Below are 22,998 nucleotides of genomic sequence, written 5' to 3'. Positions count from 1 at the left end.
CAATCGCCCTCACTTCCATGGCCTGCCAGGCCCAGGGATTCGCCGAGGATGCGAAGGTCGGGCTGAACCTGCGCAATTTCTTCATCAACCGCAATTTCGTCGATCCGGCCAACGCCCAGAGCGGCGCCCAGGAGTGGACGCAGAACTTCATCCTCGATGCGCGTTCGGGCTACACCCCGGGCACGGTGGGTTTTGGCCTGGACGCGCTGGGGCTGTACTCGGTGAAGCTCGACGGCGGCAAAGGTTCGGGCGGCACGCAGTTATTGCCGATCCACGATGATGGTCGCCCTGCCGATGATTTCGGACGGCTGGCGGTGGCGGCCAAGGCGAAAGTTTCCAATACCGAATTGAAAGTCGGCGAATGGATGCCGGTGCTGCCCATCCTGCGCTCGGATGACGGGCGATCACTGCCGCAGACCTTCCGTGGCGGGCAGATCACCTCCAGAGAACTCACCGGGCTGACCCTGAGCGCAGGCCAGTTCCGCGGCAACAGTCCACGCAATGACGCGAGCATGGAAGACATGTCCATGACCGGCAAGGCGGCGTTCACCTCGGACCGTTTCAACTTTGGCGGCGCCGAGTACAGCTTCAATGACAAGCACACCCAGGTCGGGCTCTGGTATGCGCAACTGGAAGACATCTACCAGCAGAAGTACCTCAACCTGATTCACAGCCAGACGCTCGGGCCGTGGACGCTGGGGGCCAATCTCGGGTATTTCACCGGTACGGAAGATGGCAGCGCGCGGGCCGGCGATCTGGATAACCGCACCTGGTCGGCGCTGCTGTCGGCGCGGTATCAAGGCAGCACGTTTTACCTGGGCCTGCAGAAGGTCAGCGGCGACAACGCCTGGATGCGGGTCAACGGCACCAGCGGCGGCACCTTGGCCAATGACAGCTACAACTCAAGTTTCGATAACGCCAAAGAGCGCTCGTGGCAGGTTCGCCATGACTTCGACTTCGCCACCCTCGGCGTGCCGGGCCTGACCCTGATGAACCGCTACATCAAGGGCGATAACGTGCACAGTGGCAGTGTGACGGATGGCGAGGAATGGGCGCGGGAGTCGGAGCTGGCCTACGTGATCCAGGCCGGGACGTTCAAGAGCCTGTCGGTGCGCTGGCGAAATTCCACCATGCGCCGGGATTTCAGCAGCAATCAGTTCGATGAGAACCGGTTGATCGTGAGTTATCCGATTTCGATTTTGTAGACACAAAACGTCGGCGCCCACGGTACTCACCTGTAGGAGCGCGCTTGCCCGCGACGGCGATTCGCCTGAGACGAATCGGGTGCCTGACACGGCGCCATCGCGGGCAAGCGCGCTCCTACAGGAATCCGGGGGTGTTGGCGATATTTGCGTTCACCCCGGGTTATTCGGCGCTAAGCAACGACTCCACACCCAACTCATTCCACACCTCTTCGGCCAAATGAAAGGTCGCGTTGGCCGCCGGGATGCCGCAGTAGATCGCGCTCTGCATCAGCACTTCCTTGATCTCGTCGCGGGTCACGCCGTTATTCTTCGCGGCGCGCAGGTGCAGGCGCAGTTCGCCTTCGCGGTTCATGCCGATCAGCATGGCGATGGTGATCAGGCTGCGGGTGTGCCGCGAGAGGCCCGGGCGGGTCCAGATATCGCCCCAGGCATGGCGGGTAATCATCTCCTGAAACTCGCCGTTGAACGGCGTCAGCTTCTCCAGGCTGCGGTCCACATGGGCGTCGCCCAGCACTTCACGGCGCACTTTCATGCCCGCCTCGTAACGTTGTTTTTCGTCCATTTCTGATCCATTCACGCTTGAAGGAAATTGAAAGCCTGATGCTCGGCGACCGCACGTTCCACCCAGCGCCTGGACTGCCCCAGGTACTGTGACGGATCGAGCAGGTTGTCCAGCGCCTGGGCCGAAAGCTCGGCGCCGATGGCCGGTTCCTCGCCCAGTACCTCACGCAGATGCCTGCCCTGTTCCACTGCACGCCGGCAGCACTGTTCGATCAGGTGATGCGCCGTATCACGGCCGATTCGCTGCGCCAGCGCGATGCTCACCGCTTCCGCCAGCACCAGCCCTTGAGTCAAATCCAGATTGCGCAGCATGCGTGGCGCGTCCACCTCAAGGCCCGGAATCACCGCCAGCGCTTGCTGCAGAGACCCCGAGACCACGCAGCACAACTGCGGCAAGGTTTCCCACTCGGCATGCCACAGCCCCAGGCTGCGTTCGTGTTCCTGGGCCATGGCGCTGAACATCGTCGCCACCAACCCTGGTGCACGGGTCGCGGCACCGATCATTACCGCCGCGCCCACCGGATTGCGCTTGTGGGGCATGGTCGATGAACCGCCCTTGCCTGCTGCCGCCGGCTCGAACACTTCACCGGCTTCGGTCTGCATCATCAGGCTGATGTCGCGGCCGATCTTGCCGAGGGTGCCGGCCACCAGGCCCATGAAACTGGCGAACTCCACCAGACGGTCACGATGGGTGTGCCAGGGTTGGTCCGGCAGCGTGAGTTCAAGCTCCCGGGCCAGCGCCTCGGCCACCGGGAAAGCCATCTCGCCCAACGCCGCGAGGCTGCCCGACGCGCCGCCGAATTGCAGGCTGAGCAAACGCGGTTTCAGTTCCCGAAGGCGCTGACGATGACGGGTGATCGCCCCCAGCCAACCGGCGATCTTCGCACCCAGGGTCACGGGCGTTGCCTGCTGCAGCCAGGTGCGCCCGGCCATTGGTACGTCGGCATGGCGCCGGGCCTGTTGCGCAAGTGCGTCGCCCAGCAGCGCCAGGTCGTGCTCCAGCAAGGCCACGGCTTTGCGCAGTTGCAGCACCAGTCCGGTGTCCATCACGTCCTGGCTGGTGGCGCCCATGTGCACGTAACGCTCGGCAGTTTCGCTGGCCGTCGCGATTTGCCGGCCCAGCGCCTTGACCAGCGGAATGGCCGAGTTGCCCGCGCTGCCGATGGCCACGGCCAGCGCATCGAAGTCATACAGCGAGGCATCGCAAGCGGCCTCGATGTCGCCCACCACGCTGGCCGGAATCGCGCCCACGCAAGCTTCGGCTCGGGCCAGGGCGGCCTCGAAATCCAGCATGCCCTGCACACGGCCCTGATCGGAAAAGACCTGCCCCATGGCGTCCTGGGTGAAATAGCGGTCGAAAAGTTGATTGCCCGGTCTGTTCAACGGAGTGCTCCTGACGGCTCGCGCGTCCTGTTCATCGGATTTCGATCAGAAATCGAAGAACACGGTTTCATTTTCGCCCTGCACACGGATGTCGAAACGATAGGCGACCTTGCCTTCCACGGTGCAGCGTTTGGCGATCAGGGTCTGGCGCCGCTGTGGCTGCTCGATCAGGTTGAGCACGGGATCGACGGCGTTGCTCTGGGCCTCGTCATCGAAGTACAGCCGCGTGTGCAGGTGAATGTTGATGCCACGGGCGAACAGCGAAATATTGACGTGGGGCGCCATGGGCACACCGGCGGCATTGCGCACCACACCCGGCTTGACGGTGTTGACCAGCCACTCGCCTTCATCAAGGGTCGCGGTACGGCCAAAGCTGTTGAACGGCTTGCCGAGGTCATAATCAGTGTCATATTCCCCGTCGGCATTGGCCTGCCACAGCTCCAGGAACGAGTCGCGGATCAGGTGGCCATTACCGGCATAGACGTGACCCAGCAACAGAATGTGCTCGCCCGGCGCGCCTGGCCTTGCCATCTCGTTCCAGATTTCCTGCTCACGGGGCGGGTTGCCGGCAGCTTCCAGCGCGAGGCCGATGTGCACGTAGGGGCCGGCCGTCTGCGAAGGGGTTTCCGACAGAATTTGAACGGGCATGGTCTTCGCTCCTCAGACGTTTTCGAAGTGGGTCTTGCGCTGGCCGCGCAACACGATGTCAAAGCGGTACGCCAGGCAATCCATGGGGTTGGCCATGCTCATGTCCAGCTTTGCGATCAGGCTCTGCACGGCGTCCGGGTTGGCGATGGACTTGACGATCGGGCACAGCGGGATCAGCGGATCGCCTTCGAAATACAGCTGTGTGATCAGCCTGGTGGAGATCGATGGGCCACTGATGGAAAAGTGGATGTGCGCCGGGCGCCAGTCATTGGGGCCGTTGCGCCACGGGTACGGACCGGGCTTGACGGTGCGGAAGCTGTAGTTGCCGTCACGGTCGGTCAGGCAGCGGCCCACGCCGCCAAAGTTGGGGTCCAGCGGTGCGAGGTAGGCGTCTTTCTTGTGGCGATAGCGGCCGCCCGCGTTGGCCTGCCACATCTCGACCAGGGTGTGCGGCACCGGCTTGCCGTATTGATCGATGACCCGGCCCGCCACGATGATGCGCTCGCCAACCGGCAGGCCGCCGTTGTTGAAGTTGAGCAGCAGGTCAGCGTCGTGACGACCGAATTGCAGATGGGTGAAATCCGGGCCGCTGGTTTCGGACACCGATTGCGGGATGCTCACCAGCGCCTGGCGCGGCGAACGCAGGATCGAGGTCTTGTAATCAGGGGTCAGGGCCTTGGGGTGCCAATTGCGGTCGCGAATGGCGAAGCGGCTGTCGTGGGCGTCAGACATGCCAGTCTCCTGTTTTAGTTATTGGAGGTTGGCGCCTGCGATGCACAACAGCAGGCGATGGCGCAGTGTCCCGCGCTATCGCCTATGGCAAAACTGAAATAAACGCACCTATCCATAACCGAATGGTTATGGATAAAGCCCCTCGCGGTAGGCCTGCCCCACTTCCCTCAGGGTGTCGACGCACCACTGCGCGGCGATGGGCAACGGCAAGGCCGGGTTGCTGCACAGGCCCACCGAACCGCCGGGCTCGCGAATTCCCAATTCAAGCTCGGCCAGTTCGCCGCGGGCCAGGTCCTGGCGCACCGCATCGAAAGGCGCGATCCACACCGCATCGCTGCATTGCACGTAACGGCGGCTGAGGGTCAGGGACAGGGTTTCCAGACGCTGGCGTGGCGGGCTGATGCCATGCTGGACGAACAGGCTGTCGGCGAACTTGCGGATAGTGGTTCCCGCCAGCGGCAGCACCAGCGCGAAATCTTCAAGGGAGGGTCGGTCTTCGCTTGCGGCCAGCAGCGGATGGCCGTCGCGCACCACCAGGGTCATGGATTCGCTGTACAGGTGCTCGAAACTCAGGCCCAGGATCTGCGGGCTGTCGGTCATGCGCCCGACCACCAGATCCAGTTCGCCCAGGCGCAGTTGCGACAGCAGATAGGCGCTAGGCCCGGTGGCCACGCTGACCACCAGCGCCGGGTGCCGCTCATGCAGGCGCCGGATCACCTCGGGCACCAGCAGGCTTTCCACGGTGGACAGCACGCCCAGGCGCACCGCCACCGGCTCGTGCTCGCCGGAACGCAGGCTGTTCACCCCCTCACGCAGCGCCTGCACGCTGGGGCCGGCGTAACGCATGAACGCCACCCCGGCTTCGGTCAACGCCGCCCCGCTCTTGCTGCGCACGAACAGGCTCGCGGACAGTAGGGTTTCCAGCTCCTTGAGCGTCTTGGACAGCGCTGGCTGGCTGATGGCGAGCTTGTCCGAAGCCTTGGCCAGGCTGCCTTGGCGTGCGACTTCGAGAAAGCACAGCAAGTGACGGAATTTGATGCGGGTGTCGATGTTCACGTTGATGAGCCTTGGAATGAGCTTGGGGTGCCGCACTGGGTGCTTTTGATTCTGCCCGAAGGGCGTAGGAGCTGGCTTGTCCTGCGATCTGCCGCGAAGCGGCAGTAAACCCTGAATGCACGGTCGGCCTGACACGCCCAGGGTGCCTGATTTTACTGCTGCTGCGCAGCAGATCGCAGGACAAGCCAGCTCCTACGGCCTGCGGCCAGAAGCGAGATCGGTGTACGGCCCGACACCGAGAGCCGTTCATGGCCAGAAGCGAGGTCGGTGTACGGCCAGATGCCGAGAGCCGTTCACGGCCAGAAGCGAGATCGGTGCACGTCCAGATGCCGATATCAGCCTACGCCACTGGCACGGTAAAGCGGAATTCGCTGCCCACGCCCAACTCGCTGCTGGCCACCAGTTCGCCGCCGTGGGCCTTGACGATGCCCTGAGAGATGTACAGCCCAAGCCCGGTGCCGCTGGGGTTGCCTTCGCGGATGCGCCAGTAGCGCTCGAACACGTGGGGCAACTGGTCGGGGGCGATGCCGGCGCCGGAGTCGTTGATACGGATCTCGACGAACTCGCCCTGCACCGTCGCCAACACGCTGATCCGGCCTTCCTTGGGAGTGAACTTGATGGCGTTGCCCACCAGGTTCGACACCACCTGAAACATGCGTTCGGTGTCGGCCATGATCCTGAGGCCCGGCTCGCTGGTAAAAGTCAGCTCAATGAACTTGTTCACCGCCATCGGCGCCAAGAGCGACCAGGCGTCCTCGAAGAACTGGGTCAGGTCCACGGGCTGCGGCGAAATCGAATAGCGTCCGGCCTCGATCTTGGAGGTGTCGAGCAGGTCTTCCAGCAGGTTGGTCATGCGCGCCGTCGCCCGTTGCAGGGTGTCGATGGCCGAGTTCAGACGCTTGGAAGACGGACTCACGTCAGCGGCGATCACCCGCTGCATCATGCCGCACTGCATGACGATGGCGGTCAGCGGGCTGCGCAGGTCGTGGGACACCACGGCCACCAGCTCATCGCGGGCGCGCACGGCGTCTTTTTCGCGCAGCACCTGACGCGCCAGATCCGCCTCCAGCGCCGAGCGCCGCAGATCGGACACCGCGTAGACCTCGCCCACGCTCCAGGCCTTGGCCGTGGCATCGACCTGCTGCTTCCACGCCTCGAATGATTCACGCGGCTGCAAGCGATTGGCGACCACCCGCTTTGACGCATCGGGGTTGCCGCTCCACTTCACGCTGCCCTTCACTTCCGGGCGAAACCACATCACCGCGTTCTCGACAGGCTTGGGCAGGCTGAAGGCCAACAGACCGCTGGCAATGGCCGGATAGTCGGCGGCAGCAGGGAATTCACGGCTCAGGTTCGCGGTTTCGATCACCGGACCCGGCTGCGCCTGCACCCATTGCCCCAGCGCCTTGACCTGCTCGGCGGTCGGGCACTGGCCGATCAGGTGCAGTTGGTCTTCGATCAGCACCGCCGCCCCTTCGGCGTCGGCCAGGGCGAGCAGGTCCTGGGCGTGGTCGATCAAGCCCTGATAGACGTCGCCTTCGACCTCGCCCATCGCCTGGGCCAAAGATTTCAGCAGGCTGCCCTTGGCCTCGCGCTGGCGCTGGGCTTGCACTTCCTCCAGCGCGCTGATCTGCATCGACAGCACCTGGCCGATGGTCTGACAGGCGGCGCGCAAGCGGTGAGGCACGCGCAGGGGCTGACGATTGCCGCAACTGATCAGGCCCCACAGCCGGTCATCCTTGAGCAGGGAAATACTCATGGACGAGCGCACGCCCATGTTGCGGATGTACTGGCAGTGGATCGGCGAAACGCTGCGCAGCACGGCAAAACTCATGTCCAGCGGCTGGCCGTTGTCGGGGCGCAGCGCAGGCAGCATCGGCACCGGCACATAGGTTGCGTCGGGGATGATCCGCAGCCAGTTCAGGCGATACAGCTCGCGGGCCTGTTGCGGAATGTCGCTGGCGGGGAAAAACAGGCCCTGATAGGCGTCCAGATCAGGGGTCGCGGACTCGGCGATGACCTGGCCGTGGCCTTCTTCCTCAAAGCGGTAGATCAGTACCCGGTCATAACCGGTCAGCGCGCGAATTTCGTTGACGCTGATCTCATACAACTCGGCCAGGGACCTGGCCGTTTGCAGGCGACGCAGGGTCCGGGTCAGGTGCGGGTCCAGAGTGCCGTCAGCCTCCTGGGCCGCTTCAAGTTCGAGAAACAGCAGGCCGTCGTGGCGATGCAGCAAGCCGTCGAATGCACGCCCGGCAAAGGTCAGCGACAGCGGGTCGAGGTCTTCCAGCGAGCCGCTGGCCAATGCCTGACGCACACAGGCGAACGCCTCCTCACCCAGCCAACGGGCCAAGGGCTGGCCTGCGGCGGCGCCATTGGCACCCAGCAGTGCCTGGGCATTGGCACTGGCCTGCTGCACGATCCAGCTCGACTCATCGACCGTCAGCAACGCGCCATGGGGCTGGATGGCACCCGGAATGCGAATGGGCTCATCGGCGCAGGTCTGCAACAACGCTTCCAGCTTGTGTTCGTTGGCAATCGTCATTGCAGCACTCCCTGGCGGTCCAGCCATTGGGCGAAACAGGCGAAGGTCGCGCACGCGGCGTCAGCGACCTGTGGGTTATGGTCAGGATGATCGAACTCGGCCAGGCGTTGCAGAAAGGTCTTCCACAGCCGACCGGTATCGCGGCCATAGACGTCGAGAAACTCGCCGCCGCTGTCGGCATCGATCCCCAGCCGCTGCGCGATGATCCGCCGCAACACCTGGCCACCCAGCGTTGCGCCTTCCATCACGTACAGGATACCGAACAGATCCGCAGGGCCATTGAGCTGCGGCAAGTCGCGGCACAGCGGCAAGGCCTGAATCTGCGCATCGCTCAGACCCAGTGCGTGCAGATCCTTGAGCAGTGCGGGAATCTTGTGGCGCTCGGGGTCGGCGTGGGGCCCTGCAAACTCCTCGATGAGCTGCTGCAAGGGCGCATGAAAGCCGTAGTAGGCCTGGATGATGCGCCGGTAGGTCGGCAGGTCGAGATCGGGGTGGGTCAGGGGCAGCCGGGCTTCCAGCGCCCTGTGCTGCTCGGCTGTCGCTGCACGCAGCAGCTGCAGGACCGGTGGGACAGTGCTTGCGCACCTTGGGGGTTGTAACTCGGGGATGGTTTCAACCAAGCGCGGCAACGTCCGAAATAAGTTGGGAATCCTTGGAGTGTAAAGACAGCCGTGGGTTCAAGGCAAAGAAAAGCACGCACGCCCCAGGGATGTCAGGGGCGTGCGTCAGTCAAAGGGCCACAGGATGGCGGCCCGGGCATCAGAAGATGTAGTCGGTGGTCAGGAAGCTCGACTCGCGATTGTGGATGATGTCGCTGACCAGCGCCTTGTTGCTCTCCTGGAACTTGGTCGCCACCAGCGTGCGGATCGAAAACACCCGCAGGGCGTCGTGCACCGAGAGCGTGCCCTCGGCCGAGTTCTTGCGGCCGTTGAACGGGAAGCTGTCCGGGCCGCGCTGGCACTGGGCGTTGATGTTGATCCGGCCCACCTGATTGGCGAAGGCATCGACCAGACGCCCGACCTGCTTGGAGTCGTTGCCGAAGATGCTCAGTTGCTGACCGAAGTCGGAGTCGAGCACATATTCGATCACCGTTTCCAGGTCACGGTACGCCACCACCGGCACCACGGGACCGAACTGCTCTTCGTGGTAGACGCGCATGTCCGGCGTCACCGGGTACAGCACCGCCGGATAGAAGAACTGCCCGTGGGTGGTGCCGCCGCCTTCGTTGACGACCTTGGCGCCCTTGCTCACGGCGTCATCGACCAGGCCTTGCAGGTAGTCGGTCTTGCCTGGTTCAGGCAACGGGGTCAGGGCTACGCCCGGCTCCCACGGCATGCCGGGTTTGAGCTGGGCGAGTTTTTCCTCGAATTTCTCCAGGAAACTGCCGACCACGTTTTCGTGCACGAACATGATCTTCAGCGCGGTGCAGCGCTGACCGTTGAAAGACAGGGAGCCGGTGATGGCTTCGCTGACCGCGTTGTCCAGGTTGACATCCGGCAGCACGATCCCCGGGTTCTTCGCGTCCAGGCCCAGTGCGGCGCGCAAGCGATGCGGCTTGGGGTGCAGCTTTTTCAGGGCACTGGCGGCCTTGTTGGTACCGATGAAGGCAAACACGTCGATCTTGCCGCTGGCCATCAGGGCGCTGACGGTCTCGCGGCCGCTGCCGTAGATCACGTTGATGACGCCGGCCGGGAAGCTGTCGCGGAAGGCTTCCAGCAGCGGGCGAATCAGCAGCACGCCGAACTTGGCCGGCTTGAATACCACGGTGTTGCCCATGATCAGTGCCGGGATCAGCGTGGTGAAGGTTTCGTTCAGCGGGTAGTTGTAGGGGCCCATGCACAGGGTCACGCCCAGTGGCACTCGGCGGATCTGGCCCAGGGTGTCCTGTTCCAGTTCGAAACGGCTGGAGCGACGATCCAGTTCCTTGAGCGCACCGATGGTGTCGACGATGTAGTCGCAGGTACGGTCGAATTCTTTCTGCGAATCCTTGAGGTTCTTGCCGATCTCCCACATCAGCAAGGTGACGACTGCGTCGCGCTGTTCGCGCATCAGCTTGAGAAAGGTCTCGACGTGGCGAATGCGGTCAACCACGCGCATCGTCGGCCAGGCGCCCTGCCCCCGGTCATAGGCCTTGACCGCTGCATCCAGCGCAGTCATCGCGGTGTCGGCGTCCATCAACGGAGTACTGCCCAGCACGACGCCTTCAAGGCCCGCGTCGGTCTTCAGCGATACGGGGCTGAGCACCGGCGCCAGCGGCCCTTGCCACTGACGCAGTTCGCCATTGACCAGGTACTCGCGCTGCTCGATGGCGGGGCCTGCACGGAACTGCTCGGGGATTTCATCGGCGCGGGGATACAGGTTGTCCAGGCGGTTTTGCAGGGTCATTTCTCTTTACCTCTTCCAATCGGTAACGTGCTGAGCACACTACGCCACAGGTGGGGAAGAATGAAAAGAGTTACTGCAAATGTCACGATCGGGTGACATGAAAGGATTCAGCAGTCGCCTCAGGCCGTTGCCGTCTGATTGCGCCCCTGAGACTTGGCGCGGAACATCGCCTTGTCCGCCTCGTTGAGCAACGCGGTCAGGCTACGGTCATCGGCCCCCATGGCCGCAACACCGAGGCTTGCGGTAATCCCGCCCACCTGTTCACAGCTGACCTGGGTCACCGCCTGACGCAGGCGTTCGGCGGTTTGCCGGGCGATGTCCAGCGAGGCGTCGGTGAGCAGAATGGCGAACTCCTCGCCTCCCAGCCGGCCGCAGATATCCACCTCGCGGGTCGACTCGCGGATCACCCGGCCTATCTCCCGCAACGCCTGATCCCCGGCCTGATGACCGAAGGAATCGTTGATGCGCTTGAAGTGGTCGATGTCCAGCATCAGGACCGCCAGTGGCTGGTGATTGCGCTTGCAGCGTTCGTAGATCAGCGCAGCCTCATGGAAGAACGCGCGGCGGTTCTTCAGCCCCGTGAGTTCATCGGTCTGGGCGGCGTGGGTGGCGAGTTTGTGGGCGTATTCCATCTCCCGGGTCAGGCGGAACGCGGTTTCCATGGCCTCCGAGAGTTTGCGCGTTGCGCTGATGACGAACGAGGCGAACACCAGCGAGGCGACCGCCATGCCAATCTGCGTGGCGTCCGGCTGGACTAGCAGCCAGAAGGTACAGGGCAGCAACACAAGGCCGATGGAGGCGATGGTCATGGCGCGAAACGTCGAATAGCACGACACCGCGCTGACCGACATGCCCACCGCGAACAGCAGCACAAGCGTGCGGGTCAGCAGATCGCCGCTGCACATCAGCGCCAGCGCCCCTGCGCCCCAGATCGCGGCCGTCAGCACCAGGGTCAGCCAGTACTTGCGCTCCCAGCGTTCCGGGGTCCGGGTATCTGCGCAGCTTCGGAAATAGCCGAGCAACAGCACGATGCGCAGCAGGGTCGCCGCACCCAGCACGCTCAGCCAGAGGATGACCACAACAGGATCAACCCGCTGCCAGCACAGCCAACTGAGCATCAGGGCGCCGAGGAAACTGCCGGTGACCGAGAAAAAGGTTTGCCGGAACAGCAACTGCAAACGATCGGTCCGCACTTGCGCCCGGATCTGCACATCGCGTTCGAGTTGAAACTCATTGGGGTGCATCGGATCCCGCCTGTCCATGCCACGCTGACCGGCGGATTGTGGCACCCGGCCATGACGGTATTCAACATGGATCGTTGCAATTGGCGAGAAAAGCGCGGGATCGCGGTTCGGACCGCTGAAAAGCCCCGCGGGCAAGCCCGGCTGCTACGAAGAGCCACGTCGACCACACGTAGCAGCACGGCTTGCCGGCGGGGGCGGCTTCAAGGTCGATGACGCCGGCAAGCCGGACTGCTACGACGGCAGCACAAACCGCTGATAGAACTCTTCAACCGCCAGGTTCTTGTCCTTGGCCTCGAACATGATGTCGAACCTGTCCAGAAACTGCCGTGCGTAGGCGTTGGTCCAGTCGTTCCACATTCGGTCGCTGTGCAGGTAAAGGTCGCGCTTGTTGACCACCTTCAGCAGGTCGTCCATCTCAAGCTTCTGTTCGGCGGTGAAGCCCAGCGCCTGCAGGCTTTCCGGGGGCTGGGAGTAGTGCATCACCGGCCGCACCCCGCGCCAGCTGTCGATGATCCGTGCGACACGGGGGTCGTCGGGCGGGATGTAGGCGCTCTCGTGAATCCAGCAGTGGTGAATGTCCAGCACCACCGGCGCAAGATCGGCCAATTGCAGGCAGTCATCCACGCCATAGGTTTTCTCGTCGTTTTCAAAGGTGATGCAGTTGCGGGCGACTTCGGACAGCCGCGGCCAGACCTTGCGCACACCCTCAGCGCCGAGTTTGCCTGCGATGTGCACATTGCATTTGAAATCCTGAAACTGCCTGCCGTAGCCCATCATGCGGATCATGTCGGCGTGGTATTCGTACTCGGCCAGGCTGTTCTCGACCACCTCGGGCCGGTCCGAACCCAGTACGCAGAACTGCCCCGGATGAAACGACAGCCGGATATCCGCCTGGCGCGCCGTATCGCCAATTGCAGCGAACAACTGTTCCAGACGCACCATCAGCGCCGGGTCACGGTAGAACTCCAGCACCTTGGGGTGGCTGTAGAACGGCAGCAGGTCGCTGGAGAGCCGCAGCATCCTGCGCCCCACCGGCAACTGCGCCACGTAGCCCAGCAGGCGAATCTGCGCCGCCAGGTTATGCTCGACGATTTCCAGCAGTTTTTCCCGGGCCACCTGCAGCGTGACGCTGTCCATCCAGCGCAGGGTGGTGGTGCGCGGGTTGTAGCCGCCTTCCAGGGCCTTGAGTTCCTTGAGCGACAACGCACGCTCAGGATGGCGGTACATGCAGGCAAATCCGATACGGGGGGTGCTCACGATGTTTCCTCAGATGGGCGTTCAGGCCAATGGCCCGCTGTGGGATGGACAGCGGACCCGGCCACCCGGTTCGCTTTTCAAGCGAGGCCTTTTACGGGGAACGCTCGCCCCTTTCAACCCTTGCGCAGGCGAGCGCGCCGCGAGCACACTGGCTGACGTATCGAAATCTACACGCTCACCGAGCGACTGGAAGGACTGAACCATGACAAGCCAAACACAAACCGCGCTGCTGGCCGGCGGCTGCTTCTGGGGCATGCAGGACCTGCTGCGCCGCTATCCGGGCGTGCTGTCCACGCGGGTAGGCTACTCGGGCGGCGACGTCGAGAACGCCACCTACCGCAATCATGGCACCCACGCCGAAGCCATCGAGATCGTCTTCGACCCTGCCCTCATCAGCTATCGCCGGATTCTGGAATTCTTCTTCCAGATCCACGACCCGTCCACCGCCAATCGCCAGGGCAACGACATCGGCCTGAGCTATCGCTCGGCGATTTTCTACTTCGACGACGAGCAAAAGCATATTGCTGAAGAAACCGTGAAAGACGTCGACGCCTCAGGGCTCTGGCCCGGCAAGGTGGTCACCGAGATCAGCCCGGCCGGCGCGTTCTGGGAAGCCGAGCCCGAGCATCAGGATTATCTGGAGCGCATTCCCAACGGCTACACCTGCCACTTCATCCGGCCGAACTGGGTGTTGCCGACCCGCGCCTGAACCGCTGACCGAAGATCAGTGGCAGACCAGTCCGTCGCTGATCTTCATGCTGTCCACCAGATACGCATTGCTGCGCAGGTCCCATGCCCTCGCCTGCCCGCCTTCGGACTGCCAGTGGCGCAGGCCCGCTTGTAGCAGGCGCAGGCTTTTCGAGTCCGCTTGCGCGAGGTACACACGGGCGTCGCTGCTGGCCTCAAGGGTCTGCGGCAGCAAGCGATAGAAGCGCCAGTCCGGGGTCTGCAAAAGGCTGGTCAGCACCGTTCGTTCATCGGCCAGGAACGCACAATCTCCTGACAGAAATGCCGTCGCGGCGCGGATGCCGGAGGCGTAGGTCCGCACTTGCGCGTGTTGTTTGTGCAAGGCGTCGATCCAAGGACTGCCAAAGGCCGCGCAGACACTCTGCCCTGCGATTGAAGACTGCGGCGCATTGCGCAGACTCACCAGTGCGCCGTGCTCGAAGGCATCGGGCACCGCACGCAACGACGCACGCTGTTTCTCAAGGCCGGCGACGTCGGCGCTGCCGGCGATCACCGCATCGACTTTTCCGCTGTTCAAAAAGCCTGCAAGGTCCTGGGAAGGAATCGCCGCCAGTTGCACCTCCAGGCCCAGATAACGCCCCAGTGCCTGAGCCAGTTCGCTGTCCATCTCGTCTGGCTCGGACACCAACGCTTCGGTGCTGTAGGTAGGCCTTGGGTAGCTGCGCACACCAATGCGCAGCACATGCTGCTCTTTTGCCCTTTCCAGCAGCGGCCCGGGTGCCTGTTCAGCCGCATCGAGCAGCGGCAGCAGCCACACCGCGCACACCGCCGCGCCACCGATCAGCACAGCGAGGCTGTAACTGATCCAGCCGCCACTCAAGGCTCGCTCCGTGTTAACCGGCATGTTTCATGCCGCGCCGCCAGCGGGTAAACCGCCGCTCCAGCAAGGCCAGCAGGAAATTCAGCAGCAGGCCTACCACCGCCAGCAGCAGGATTCCGGCGTACATGCTCGGGATCTGGAACACTTCTTGGGAATTGAGCGTCAGGAAGCCCAGCCCCGAATGGGCACCGATCATTTCGGCGGCCACCAGGGCCGTGATGCAATACGCACCGGCCAGCCGCACCCCGGTGAAAATCGACGGCGCCGCCGACGGCAACACGATCTTCAGGAACAGGAACCGCCGGTTGGCACCCATCGACAGCGCCGAGTTGATCAGCAGACTGTCCACCTGTTTCACCCCGGTGATGGTACTGAGCAGGATCGGCCAGAACGACGCCCAGAAGATGATCGCCACCTTGGACAGCTCGCCGATCCCCAGAAACAAGATGAATACCGGGAACAGTGCCAGCGCCGAGGTCTGGCGGAAGAACTGCAACAGCGGGTCGAGGATGCGCTCAAGGCGCGCAAACCAGCCCATCAGCAGGCCCAGCGTGATACCGGTGACGATCGCCAGCACAAGGCCCGCCAACGAGCGCACCAGGCTGGCCTGCAGGTGCTTGATGAGCGCGCCGTTGCCCGCCATGTCGAAGATCGCCGCGAGCACTTCGGAGGGCGGGCTCAGGTACCCGGGATTGACCACGCCGAGGCGCGGCAAGGCCTCCCACAGCGCGAGAAAGATCAGGATGCCGATGGAGCTGTCCGCCGTCCGGCGCAAGGTTCTCTTGATGCTCATGCCTACACTCCGATCCGGTAGCCGCTGCTCAGAGCGATCTGTTGCCAGCTGAAATCGCGAGGTTTGCCGGGCAGTTCAAGATCGCTGGCTGGCGCACCGCCCATGGCTTCACGCAGCGACAGCCAGGCGCGCTGGCGCAGATGGACGAAATCGTGGCTGTTGCGCACCTCGGGCAAGCGTGGGCGCGGCAGGTCGATGTCGATGATTTCCTTGATGCGACCGGGGCGCGGGGTCATGACCGCCACCCGGTCGGACAGGAAAATCGCTTCGTCCAGGCTGTGGGTGATGAACACGATGGTCTTCTTGTGCAGGCTCCAGATGCGCAGCAGTTCGTCCTGCAGGGTTTCGCGGGTCTGGGCGTCCAGCGCGGCGAAGGGTTCGTCCATCAGCAGCACATCGGGCTTGTAGACCAGCGAGCGGGCAATCGCCACGCGCTGGCGCATGCCGCCGGAGAGTTCATGGGGATAACGCGAGGCGAAGCCGGTCAGGCCCACCAGGTCCAGGTATTCGCGCGCCTGCTCACGCCGTTCGGCCTTGCCGACGCCACGGATTTCCAGGCCCACGGCGATGTTGTCCAGCACTGTGCGCCAGGGCAGCAAGGCATAGCCCTGAAACACCACGCCCTGATTGCGGTTGATGCCTTGCAACGGTTTGCCGTCGATGTTCAGCGTGCCGCCGCTCTTGCGCGCAAGGCCGGCGAGGATGTTCAGGTAAGTGGACTTGCCGCAGCCCGACGGGCCGAGGATCGACAGAAACTCGCCTTCGCGCACATCGAGGTCAAAATCCTTGAGCACCTCGACCCGCTCGCTGTTGCCCGCCTCGTCCTGAGCCTGATATTCCATGTGCAGGCCGGATGTTGAAATTTTATGCACTGCCATTGCGTATCCAGATTAATCATTGAATGTATGACGCCCCATCGGCGTTCCACCCGTCCCGTAGCAGCACGGCTTGCCGGCGGGCGTGGTGGGTCAGGTAAAGATGACGCGCCTGACACACCGCTCCCGCCGGCAAGCCGCGCGGCTACGAGGACTGAGTGTTGCCTGCCTTGGCCAACACATTGAACTGGTTGGTGTACACATCCTTCACTGCCACCGCGCCGGGCTTGATCTTTTTCTCGTTCTGCAGGATGTCGATGTAGTACTGAATCGGTGGCTCGGTGACGACCAGGTCGTCGATGTAGGCGTAGCGTTCCACCAGTTCCAGCGGTGTACCGATGCGCTGGGACACGATCTTGCGCGCCTCGTCGGGGTTGGCGTTGACCCAGTTCGCGGCCTTGGCGATGGCGCTGACGAAATCCTCGGTGGCTTCGGGGTTTTCCCGGATGAACTTGCCGTAGCCGCTGTACGGCGCCATGCCGCCCAGGCCCTTGTCCAGGTCGTAGTCACTCCACAGCTTGCGCAGTTCGGGGTTGTGTTCGGCGCCACCGGAGGCCGGCGGATGGATGATCGCGATGTCGATGTTGCGCGTGACCAGCGTCTGCTCGCCCTGGTTGTCCGGCACCACCACCCAGTTGATCTTGTCGACGTCCACCTGATGCTCGCGCAGGTACTTCTTGGTCACGAACTCGGCGCAGGCACCGAAGCTGTTGAAGCCCACGGTTTTGCCTTCCATGTCCTTGGGCGTGAAGATCCCCGAATCGGCGCGCACGAAGTACTTCATGTGCGGCGCTTCCTGCAGGGTCTTGCCGCCTGCGGCGACCACCTTGAGGTCCAGGCCGCTGGCAATCGCCGAAATCACCAAAGGCACCATGCGCGACCCGAAATCGATCTCGCCGGTGCCGACCAGCGGGATGATCTGCGGCGCGGCAATCTTGCCAATGTAGTTGGGACGGGTGCGGGTGCCTTCGAAGTAACCCAGCGAGTCGGCCAGGTAGACCAGGTCGAACGAGGGGTTGTCCGGGTATTTGAAGCTGACCACCTGATCGGAGCGCTTCTTGATGATGGCCGGCGCAGCGCTTGCGGTCTTCTCGGACTTGTCGCAGCCCGGCAGCAGCAACCCTGCCGCCCCCGCCGCGCCCAGCAGCGCGACTTGCTTGATGAACGTCCTGCGGCTGTTGTGTTCTTGCATGTTGAAGCTTCCTGAATGAGTGGCAGCCGGAGAACGTCCGGGCGCAGGTCAGACCCGCGACTGGCGGCCGAAGAATGGGTGGCTCGGATCGTTGTAGCCGGGCGTCGAGGAATGCCCGGTGACCACCAGATCATCGATGAAGGCTTCGTCCTCGGCGGTGAAGCGGTATTCCAGCGCGGGCAGATAGTCGTCCCATTGCGCTTCGGTGCGCGGGCCGGCAATGGCGGAAGTGATCAGCCGGTTGTTCAGCACCCAGGCCAGGGCGAACTGGCCGCTGCTGATGCCACGCTGCCGGGCATGGTCCTTGACGCGCTGCGCAAGGTTGAGCGACTCCGGGCGCCATTCAGTCTGTTGCAGGCGTGGATCGTTGCGCCCGGCGCGGGTGTCCTGTGGCGCAGGCTGGTCGGGCACGTACTTGCCGGTCAATACGCCTCGCGCCAACGGGCTGTAGGACACCACGCCGATGCCGTAGTAATCGGCGGCAGGCAGGTGCTCGACCTCGATCTGCCGGTTGGCCAAGTTGTACAACGGTTGGCTGGCCGCCGGACGCTCCACGCCCAGCAAGTCGGCGGCGCGGCTGAACTCGGCGAGCTTCCAGCCCCGGTGATTGGACAGGCCATAGCTGCGGATCTTGCCGGCGCGAATCAGGTCGGACAGCGCACGCACGGTTTCCTCGACCGGGGTCTGCGGGTCTTCGCGGTGCAGGTAGAACAGGTCGATGTAGTCGGTGTTCAGGCGCTTGAGGCTGGCGTCCACCGACTGAATCACGTTGTTGCGCGAAGCCCCGCGGTTGTTCGGCCCGGCACCACTCGGGTCCGGGTTGACGAACTTGGTCGCCAGGACCCACTGCTGGCGGCGCTGGGCGATAAGACGGCCGACCACTTCTTCGGATGCACCGGCGTTGTAGCCGTTGGCGGTGTCGATGAAGTTGACGCCCTGTTCGAAGGCCTTGTCGGTGATGCGCCGCGCGACGTTCTCGTCGGTCTGGCCACCGAACATCATGGTGCCCAATGTCAACGGCGACACTTTTATTCCGTGACGGCCCAATGAACGGTACTCGATAGCACTCATGGCAACTCCCGCAATTAATTTCAAGGCAACAGAAACAAGAATGGCCGACGTTTGAAGTACGGCCCGACTAAAATGTGCGCCGACAATAAAGAGCGGCAGAGGGAATCGTCAAATAACAAGCTATAACGTTTTAAACTAAAGTTATTCCCGGTTTCAAAATGGTGCCCATCCTCCAGACCGCTCCCGCCGGCAAGCCGTGCTGCTACGGACATCAGCACCCTTGAGAGCGCGCAAGCTATGCGATCCCGTAGCAGCACGGCTTGCCGGCGGGGGCGATCTTGAATACCCCGCCCTCTAACTGTTGCTCCAGCAACACTTGATAAACACAACTTCCCAAACTTGCGCAGCCAAAATACGGCAAACTTTCTGTCTTGGCCGCACGCCCTCGCTTATTTTCAACACACCCCAACTAAAACCAACTAACGGCACACCCTTTGCAACAACACTCCCACGACATTCAACGCCGGAGTGTTTCTCTTGTCCTTATTGCCTTCGCCTCTCGATTATCCCGACAGTCCGTTATCCCGCGCGTTTGCCCAGCCCCTGATGCTGGGTTTGTTCCTGCCTGTGCAATCGGGCGGCTGGAGTCCTTCGGCGTTGCCACGGGGTACGGACTGGACCTTCGACTACAACAAGCAGCTGACCCTGCGCGCCGAAGCCCTTGGCTTCGATCTGGTGTTCGCGCTGGCGGAGTGGCTGGGCAAAGGCGGTTATGGCGGCGAGATCGGCTATCACGACAAGTCACTGGACGCCTTCATCACCCAGGCGGCGCTGGCGTCGGTCACCGAGCGCATCCTGCTGATCTCGACCCTCCACGTGCTGTACGGCCCCTGGCACCCGCTGCACCTGGCCAAGTTCGGCGCCACCCTGGACCACATCAGCAACGGCCGCTGGGGCCTTAACCTGGTGACCGGGCACCGCCATCGCGAGCACCGCCGCTTCGGCCATGAGCCTATCGAACACGACCAGCGCTACCAGCAGGCGGATGAATTCATTCGCGTGGTCCAGCAGTTGTGGGCCAGCAACGAGAACGTCGATTTCAACGGCGACTATTACCGCCTCCAGGAAGCCTACAGCAGCGTCAAACCCCGCTTCGGCCGCCCGGTGCTGGTCAACGCCACCGGCTCCAGCGCCGGCATCGATTTCGCCGCCCGGCATTCGGACATCGTCTTCACCACCAGCCCCGGCAGTGCCGAGATCGAAGACGCGCTGGCCAAACTGCCCGAGCACCTGAAACGCATCAAGGCCGCCGCGGCGCACCATGGCCGGCAGATCCGCACCCTGATCAACCCTTTGGTGATCTGCCGCGACAGCGACGCAGAAGCCTGGGAGCACCATGCCGCGATCACTGCTGCGGGCGATCCCGGCGCCCTTGAAGGGCATGTCCGCGAAGCCAGCGATGCCCACGCCTGGCGCGGGCACAAGGCCGATCAGCGCTACGTTGGCGGCAACATCCAGCTGGTGGGCAGCCCGGAAACCGTGGTGCGCGACATCCTGCGCCTCAAGCAGGCCGGCATCGACGGCATTCAACTGAGCTTCTTCGACTTCGTTCCGGACCTTGAGCAGTTTGGCGAGCGCGTCTTGCCGCTGCTGCACCAGGCCGGCCTGCGCCTCTGACACCTTTATCAGGATATCCCGTCAATGCCCTTTTCCCGTCGTCAGTTCATCAAAGGTCTGTCCGCCCTGCCCTTGCTGGGCGCCAGCGTGCCGTTTCTGCCCACTGCCCTGGCTGCGGCCACCGAGCAGGCGATCACCGGGCGGCGCATCTTCAACCTGTTGGTCAACCCGGAGCCGCCGTCCCTCAGCTCGTTCAACACCACCGCTGGCACCACGATCACCGCCAGCAGCAAGGTGCTCGAAGGCCTGCTGGGGTATGACGAAAACCTCGCGCCGCAACCTGCGCTGGCCACTGCGTGGGAAGCGGCGGCGGACGGCCTCAGCTATCGCTTTACCCTGCGCCAGGGCGTGAAATGGCACGACGGCCAGCCGTTCACCTCCGAAGACGTGGCGTTCTCCCTGGACCTTATCAAGCGCTTCCACCCACGGGGCGGCGGCACCTTTGCCAACCTGGCCAGCGTCGAGACACCGGACGCCCACACCGCCATCGTGCGCCTGAGCAAACCTGCGCCGTATCTGATCCGTGCCTTTGCCGCCGGTGAAACGCCGATCCTGCCCAAGCACCTCTATGCCAGCGGCGACCCGCTGAGCAATCCGCACAACAACGCGCCGGTCGGCACCGGGCCGTACCGGTTCAAGCAATGGCAGCGCGGCAGTTTCATCGAGTACGAACGCAACCCCGATTACTGGAACGCCGGCTACCCGGGGGTCGATACGCTGTTCCTCAAGGTGATCCCCGATTCGGCAGCGCGCCTGGCAGCGTTCGAGAACGGCAGCCTCGACGCGGGTGGCCAGAGCCCTGTGCCGCTGAGCGATCTGGCGCGAATCACGGCCAACGGCAAGCTCAAGTTCACCACCCGCGGCTACGCCTACAGCATCACGCCGACCATGCTGGAGTTCAATCTGGACAACCCGCTGCTGGCCCGCCACGAGGTGCGCCAGGCGATTGCCCACGCCATCGACCGCGAAGTGATCAGGAAGGTGGTGTACTACGGCTACGCCGATGTCAGCGTCTCGCCCATCCCGAAGAGCTTTGCTCAGTATCACTACGATGGGCCCGATCCCTATCCTTTCGACATCGCCAAGGCCAATGCCCTGCTCGATCAGGCCGGGCTGCCCAAGAAAGGCACTTCGCGTTTCAGCCTGACCCTTGACCCGCTGCCCTACGGCGACAGCTACGCCCGTACTGCGACCTACATCCGCTCGGCGCTGGCCAGGGTCGGCATCGACGTGCAACTGCGCGCCCAAGATTTCCCGACCTACATCAAGCGCGTCTACACCGATCGCGATTTCGACTTTGCCGTGGTCGGCATGGGCACCACCTTTGACCCCACCGTCGGTGTGCAGCGCCTGTTCTGGTCGAAGAACTTTCGCAAGGGCGTGCCGTTTACCAATGGCACCCATTACAACAACCCGGAAGTCGACCGCCTGCTGGAAAGCGCTGCCGTGGAAACGGATGAAACCAGGCGCGGCGAGCTGTTCAAAGCGTTCCAGAAGATCGTCATCGAGGAGTTGCCGAGCATCACGCTGGTCATGCAGCAACAGGTGACCGTGTTCAATGCGCGGGTGTCGGGGTTCGAGGCGGACGGCAACGGGCTGGACGGTAGCCTGGCGGCCGTCAGTATCACCGGCGAGGCGGTTGCCCATGGCTGACCGCCGCCTGCTTCGCCTGACCCGGCGCACCTTGTGGCAGGCGCTGCCGACCGTGCTGGGCATCGTGCTGCTGAACTTCCTGTTGCTGCGGCTGATTCCAGGCGACGCGGTGGATGTGCTGGCCAGTGAGTCCGGCGGCGCAACCGTCGCGACCCTGGCGCAGTGGCGCAGCCATTTCGGTCTGGACCTGAGCCTGGGCGAGCAGTTGCTGGCTTACCTCAGCCATCTGGCGCATTTCGACCTGGGCCTGTCGCCGCGCTTCAACGTGCCGGTCATCCAGCTGATTCTCGACCGCCTGCCCAACACCCTGCTGCTGATGGTCAGTTCGCTGGTGCTGGCGTTGGTGGTCGGGATCGCTGCGGGCGCCGTCATGGCCAGCAAGGTCGGGCGCTGGCCTGACCGGGCACTGTCGCTGGCGGTGCTGGTGCTGTATTCGACGCCCGGTTTCTGGATCGGCCTGATGGCGGTGGTGCTGTTTTCGGTGACCCTGGGCTGGCTGCCCAGCGACGGCATCGCCACCCTCGGACTGGACCTTTCCGGAGCGGACTGGTTGCTGGATCGCGTAAAGCACGTGGTCCTGCCGGTGCTGACCCTGTCGTCGTTCTACATCGCCCTGTATGCCCGACTGACCCGCGCCTCGATGCTGGAAGTGCAGCGGCTGGACTTCGTGCGCACGGCGAAGGCCAAGGGGCTGCACCCTGCGCGGGTGGCGATCCGGCACGTGCTGCGCAACGCCCTGCTGCCCGTCACCACCCTGGCGGGCCTGCATTTCGCGGCGCTGCTGGGCGGTGCGGCGGTCACCGAAACCCTGTTCGGCTGGCCCGGCCTTGGCCGCCTGACCCTCGATGCGGTGCTGTCCCGGGATTACAACCTGCTGCTGGGGATCCTGTTGCTGTCTTCGATGCTGGTGGTCGCGGTCAACGTGAGCATGGACCTGCTGCAAGCCTGGCTCGACCCGAGGATTCGCGTATGACCCCGAAATCCCGGGCACACCCACACCTCGTAGCAGTCCGGCTTGCCGGCGTCTGCGATCTCAAGGACGTCTCGCCGGCAAGCCGGACTGCTACAGAGTCTGGGCTGGAACTCAAATCCTGGCCCCCCTACCTCGTAGCAGCACGGCTTGCCGGCGGGAGCGATCTTGAGGCCGGCCCCGCCGGCAAGCCGTGCTGCTACGGATCGGTGGCGCCCCCAAAGTCCTGCCAACACCCATGAGT

20 protein-coding genes are annotated in these 22,998 nt (G+C 63.5%); 5 read left to right on the top strand and 15 right to left on the bottom strand.

From position 1 onward, the window contains the following. Nucleotides 1-17: 17 nt before the first annotated feature. Entirely contained in the window at nt 18-1,205 is a 1,188-nt protein-coding gene (locus NPS29_RS14825) for an OprD family porin (RefSeq protein WP_274133500.1), read from the top strand. A 160-nt stretch (nt 1,206-1,365) separates the two neighbouring features. Here the strand turns inward: NPS29_RS14825 and pcaC are convergent, their stop codons facing one another. From pcaC to uvsE, 10 genes are all read right to left on the bottom strand, one after another. Continuing rightward, nucleotides 1,366-1,767, bottom strand: a complete 402-nt coding sequence (gene pcaC / locus NPS29_RS14820) for a 4-carboxymuconolactone decarboxylase (RefSeq protein WP_274133482.1) — start codon at nt 1,765-1,767, stop codon at nt 1,366-1,368. 11 nt (nt 1,768-1,778) lie between these two features. Further along, entirely contained in the window at nt 1,779-3,149 is a 1,371-nt protein-coding gene (locus tag NPS29_RS14815) for a 3-carboxy-cis,cis-muconate cycloisomerase (protein ID WP_274133481.1), read from the bottom strand. A 45-nt stretch (nt 3,150-3,194) separates the two neighbouring features. Then, complete coding sequence (gene pcaG / locus NPS29_RS14810; protein ID WP_274133480.1) at nt 3,195-3,797, bottom strand: protocatechuate 3,4-dioxygenase subunit alpha; 603 nt, start codon at nt 3,795-3,797, stop codon at nt 3,195-3,197. A gap of 12 nt (nt 3,798-3,809) precedes the next feature. Next, on the bottom strand, nt 3,810-4,529 hold the full coding sequence (pcaH, locus tag NPS29_RS14805; RefSeq protein WP_274133479.1) for a protocatechuate 3,4-dioxygenase subunit beta: 720 nt from the start codon (nt 4,527-4,529) through the stop codon (nt 3,810-3,812). Between the two features lie 126 nt (nt 4,530-4,655). Beyond that, on the bottom strand, nt 4,656-5,585 hold the full coding sequence (gene pcaQ, locus NPS29_RS14800; RefSeq protein ID WP_274133478.1) for a pca operon transcription factor PcaQ: 930 nt from the start codon (nt 5,583-5,585) through the stop codon (nt 4,656-4,658). A gap of 340 nt (nt 5,586-5,925) precedes the next feature. After that, on the bottom strand, nt 5,926-8,130 hold the full coding sequence (locus tag NPS29_RS14795) for an ATP-binding protein (protein ID WP_274133477.1): 2,205 nt from the start codon (nt 8,128-8,130) through the stop codon (nt 5,926-5,928). Next, complete coding sequence (locus NPS29_RS14790; RefSeq protein ID WP_274133476.1) at nt 8,127-8,750, bottom strand: biliverdin-producing heme oxygenase; 624 nt, start codon at nt 8,748-8,750, stop codon at nt 8,127-8,129. Before NPS29_RS14790 ends, NPS29_RS14795 begins: the two co-directional genes overlap by 4 nt. Nucleotides 8,751-8,889: 139 nt before the next feature. Continuing rightward, a complete protein-coding gene (locus NPS29_RS14785; RefSeq protein WP_274133475.1) occupies nt 8,890-10,515 on the bottom strand; it encodes an NADP-dependent glyceraldehyde-3-phosphate dehydrogenase in 1,626 nt (541 codons plus the stop codon). Between the two features lie 119 nt (nt 10,516-10,634). Beyond that, the gene (locus tag NPS29_RS14780; protein WP_274133474.1) at nt 10,635-11,759 is read right to left on the bottom strand and encodes a GGDEF domain-containing protein; all 1,125 of its coding nucleotides are present in this window, start codon (nt 11,757-11,759) and stop codon (nt 10,635-10,637) included. Nucleotides 11,760-11,990: 231 nt separating this feature from the next. After that, entirely contained in the window at nt 11,991-13,016 is a 1,026-nt protein-coding gene (gene uvsE / locus NPS29_RS14775; protein WP_274133473.1) for a UV DNA damage repair endonuclease UvsE, read from the bottom strand. Nucleotides 13,017-13,218: 202 nt separating this feature from the next. Between uvsE and msrA the strand changes: the two genes are divergently transcribed. Beyond that, nucleotides 13,219-13,725 carry a peptide-methionine (S)-S-oxide reductase MsrA gene (gene msrA / locus NPS29_RS14770; RefSeq protein WP_274133472.1) on the top strand — a complete coding sequence of 169 codons (507 nt, stop codon included), beginning with the start codon at nt 13,219-13,221 and terminating at the stop codon, nt 13,723-13,725. A 15-nt stretch (nt 13,726-13,740) separates the two neighbouring features. Here the strand turns inward: msrA and NPS29_RS14765 are convergent, their stop codons facing one another. The 5 genes from NPS29_RS14765 to NPS29_RS14745 form a co-directional block, all read right to left on the bottom strand. Next, nucleotides 13,741-14,607, bottom strand: coding sequence for a substrate-binding periplasmic protein (locus tag NPS29_RS14765; protein ID WP_274133471.1), 867 nt, complete (start codon nt 14,605-14,607; stop codon nt 13,741-13,743). After that, nucleotides 14,597-15,376 carry an ABC transporter permease gene (locus NPS29_RS14760; RefSeq protein WP_274133470.1) on the bottom strand — a complete coding sequence of 260 codons (780 nt, stop codon included), beginning with the start codon at nt 15,374-15,376 and terminating at the stop codon, nt 14,597-14,599. The genes NPS29_RS14765 and NPS29_RS14760 overlap by 11 nt, the downstream gene beginning before the upstream one ends. Before the next feature lie 2 nt (nt 15,377-15,378). Further along, nucleotides 15,379-16,254, bottom strand: coding sequence for an ABC transporter ATP-binding protein (locus NPS29_RS14755; RefSeq protein ID WP_274133469.1), 876 nt, complete (start codon nt 16,252-16,254; stop codon nt 15,379-15,381). A gap of 142 nt (nt 16,255-16,396) precedes the next feature. Beyond that, entirely contained in the window at nt 16,397-17,443 is a 1,047-nt protein-coding gene (locus tag NPS29_RS14750) for an ABC transporter substrate-binding protein (protein ID WP_274133468.1), read from the bottom strand. Between the two features lie 48 nt (nt 17,444-17,491). Continuing rightward, nucleotides 17,492-18,514 carry an aldo/keto reductase gene (locus tag NPS29_RS14745; protein WP_274133467.1) on the bottom strand — a complete coding sequence of 341 codons (1,023 nt, stop codon included), beginning with the start codon at nt 18,512-18,514 and terminating at the stop codon, nt 17,492-17,494. Nucleotides 18,515-18,991: 477 nt separating this feature from the next. On the opposite strand from NPS29_RS14745, the gene NPS29_RS14740 reads away from it, so the two are divergent. The 3 genes from NPS29_RS14740 to NPS29_RS14730 are packed head-to-tail and all read left to right on the top strand — an operon-like array spanning nt 18,992 to nt 22,757. Next, on the top strand, nt 18,992-20,131 hold the full coding sequence (locus NPS29_RS14740; RefSeq protein WP_274133466.1) for an LLM class flavin-dependent oxidoreductase: 1,140 nt from the start codon (nt 18,992-18,994) through the stop codon (nt 20,129-20,131). Between the two features lie 24 nt (nt 20,132-20,155). Next, nucleotides 20,156-21,784 (top strand): ABC transporter substrate-binding protein, encoded by a 1,629-nt coding sequence (locus tag NPS29_RS14735; RefSeq protein WP_274133465.1) that lies wholly within the window; start codon nt 20,156-20,158, stop codon nt 21,782-21,784. Further along, nucleotides 21,777-22,757 (top strand): ABC transporter permease, encoded by a 981-nt coding sequence (locus tag NPS29_RS14730; RefSeq protein ID WP_274133464.1) that lies wholly within the window; start codon nt 21,777-21,779, stop codon nt 22,755-22,757. Before NPS29_RS14735 ends, NPS29_RS14730 begins: the two co-directional genes overlap by 8 nt. Nucleotides 22,758-22,998: the final 241 nt, after the last annotated feature.

Origin of the sequence: Pseudomonas putida (genome assembly GCF_028682175.1) — a bacterium.
Classification (GTDB): domain Bacteria; phylum Pseudomonadota; class Gammaproteobacteria; order Pseudomonadales; family Pseudomonadaceae; genus Aquipseudomonas; species Aquipseudomonas putida_AD.
Note: the sequence above shows the minus strand (reverse complement) of the source record. Positions and strands in the feature narration are given on the sequence as shown.

What these genes read in the sequence shown, in the direction of transcription:
- NPS29_RS14825 (WP_274133500.1), top strand. Translation starts at nt 18, where the DNA reads ATGGCCTGCCAGGCCCAGGGATTCGCCGAGGATGCGAAGGTCGGGCTG.
- pcaC (WP_274133482.1), bottom strand. Translation starts at nt 1,767, where the DNA reads ATGGACGAAAAACAACGTTACGAGGCGGGCATGAAAGTGCGCCGTGAA.
- pcaG (WP_274133480.1), bottom strand. Translation starts at nt 3,797, where the DNA reads ATGCCCGTTCAAATTCTGTCGGAAACCCCTTCGCAGACGGCCGGCCCC.
- pcaH (WP_274133479.1), bottom strand. Translation starts at nt 4,529, where the DNA reads ATGTCTGACGCCCACGACAGCCGCTTCGCCATTCGCGACCGCAATTGG.
- NPS29_RS14795 (WP_274133477.1), bottom strand. Translation starts at nt 8,130, where the DNA reads ATGACGATTGCCAACGAACACAAGCTGGAAGCGTTGTTGCAGACCTGC.
- NPS29_RS14785 (WP_274133475.1), bottom strand. Translation starts at nt 10,515, where the DNA reads ATGACCCTGCAAAACCGCCTGGACAACCTGTATCCCCGCGCCGATGAA.
- NPS29_RS14780 (WP_274133474.1), bottom strand. Translation starts at nt 11,759, where the DNA reads ATGCACCCCAATGAGTTTCAACTCGAACGCGATGTGCAGATCCGGGCG.
- msrA (WP_274133472.1), top strand. Translation starts at nt 13,219, where the DNA reads ATGACAAGCCAAACACAAACCGCGCTGCTGGCCGGCGGCTGCTTCTGG.
- NPS29_RS14765 (WP_274133471.1), bottom strand. Translation starts at nt 14,607, where the DNA reads ATGCCGGTTAACACGGAGCGAGCCTTGAGTGGCGGCTGGATCAGTTAC.
- NPS29_RS14760 (WP_274133470.1), bottom strand. Translation starts at nt 15,376, where the DNA reads ATGAGCATCAAGAGAACCTTGCGCCGGACGGCGGACAGCTCCATCGGC.
- NPS29_RS14755 (WP_274133469.1), bottom strand. Translation starts at nt 16,254, where the DNA reads ATGGCAGTGCATAAAATTTCAACATCCGGCCTGCACATGGAATATCAG.
- NPS29_RS14750 (WP_274133468.1), bottom strand. Translation starts at nt 17,443, where the DNA reads ATGCAAGAACACAACAGCCGCAGGACGTTCATCAAGCAAGTCGCGCTG.
- NPS29_RS14745 (WP_274133467.1), bottom strand. Translation starts at nt 18,514, where the DNA reads ATGAGTGCTATCGAGTACCGTTCATTGGGCCGTCACGGAATAAAAGTG.
- NPS29_RS14735 (WP_274133465.1), top strand. Translation starts at nt 20,156, where the DNA reads ATGCCCTTTTCCCGTCGTCAGTTCATCAAAGGTCTGTCCGCCCTGCCC.
- NPS29_RS14730 (WP_274133464.1), top strand. Translation starts at nt 21,777, where the DNA reads ATGGCTGACCGCCGCCTGCTTCGCCTGACCCGGCGCACCTTGTGGCAG.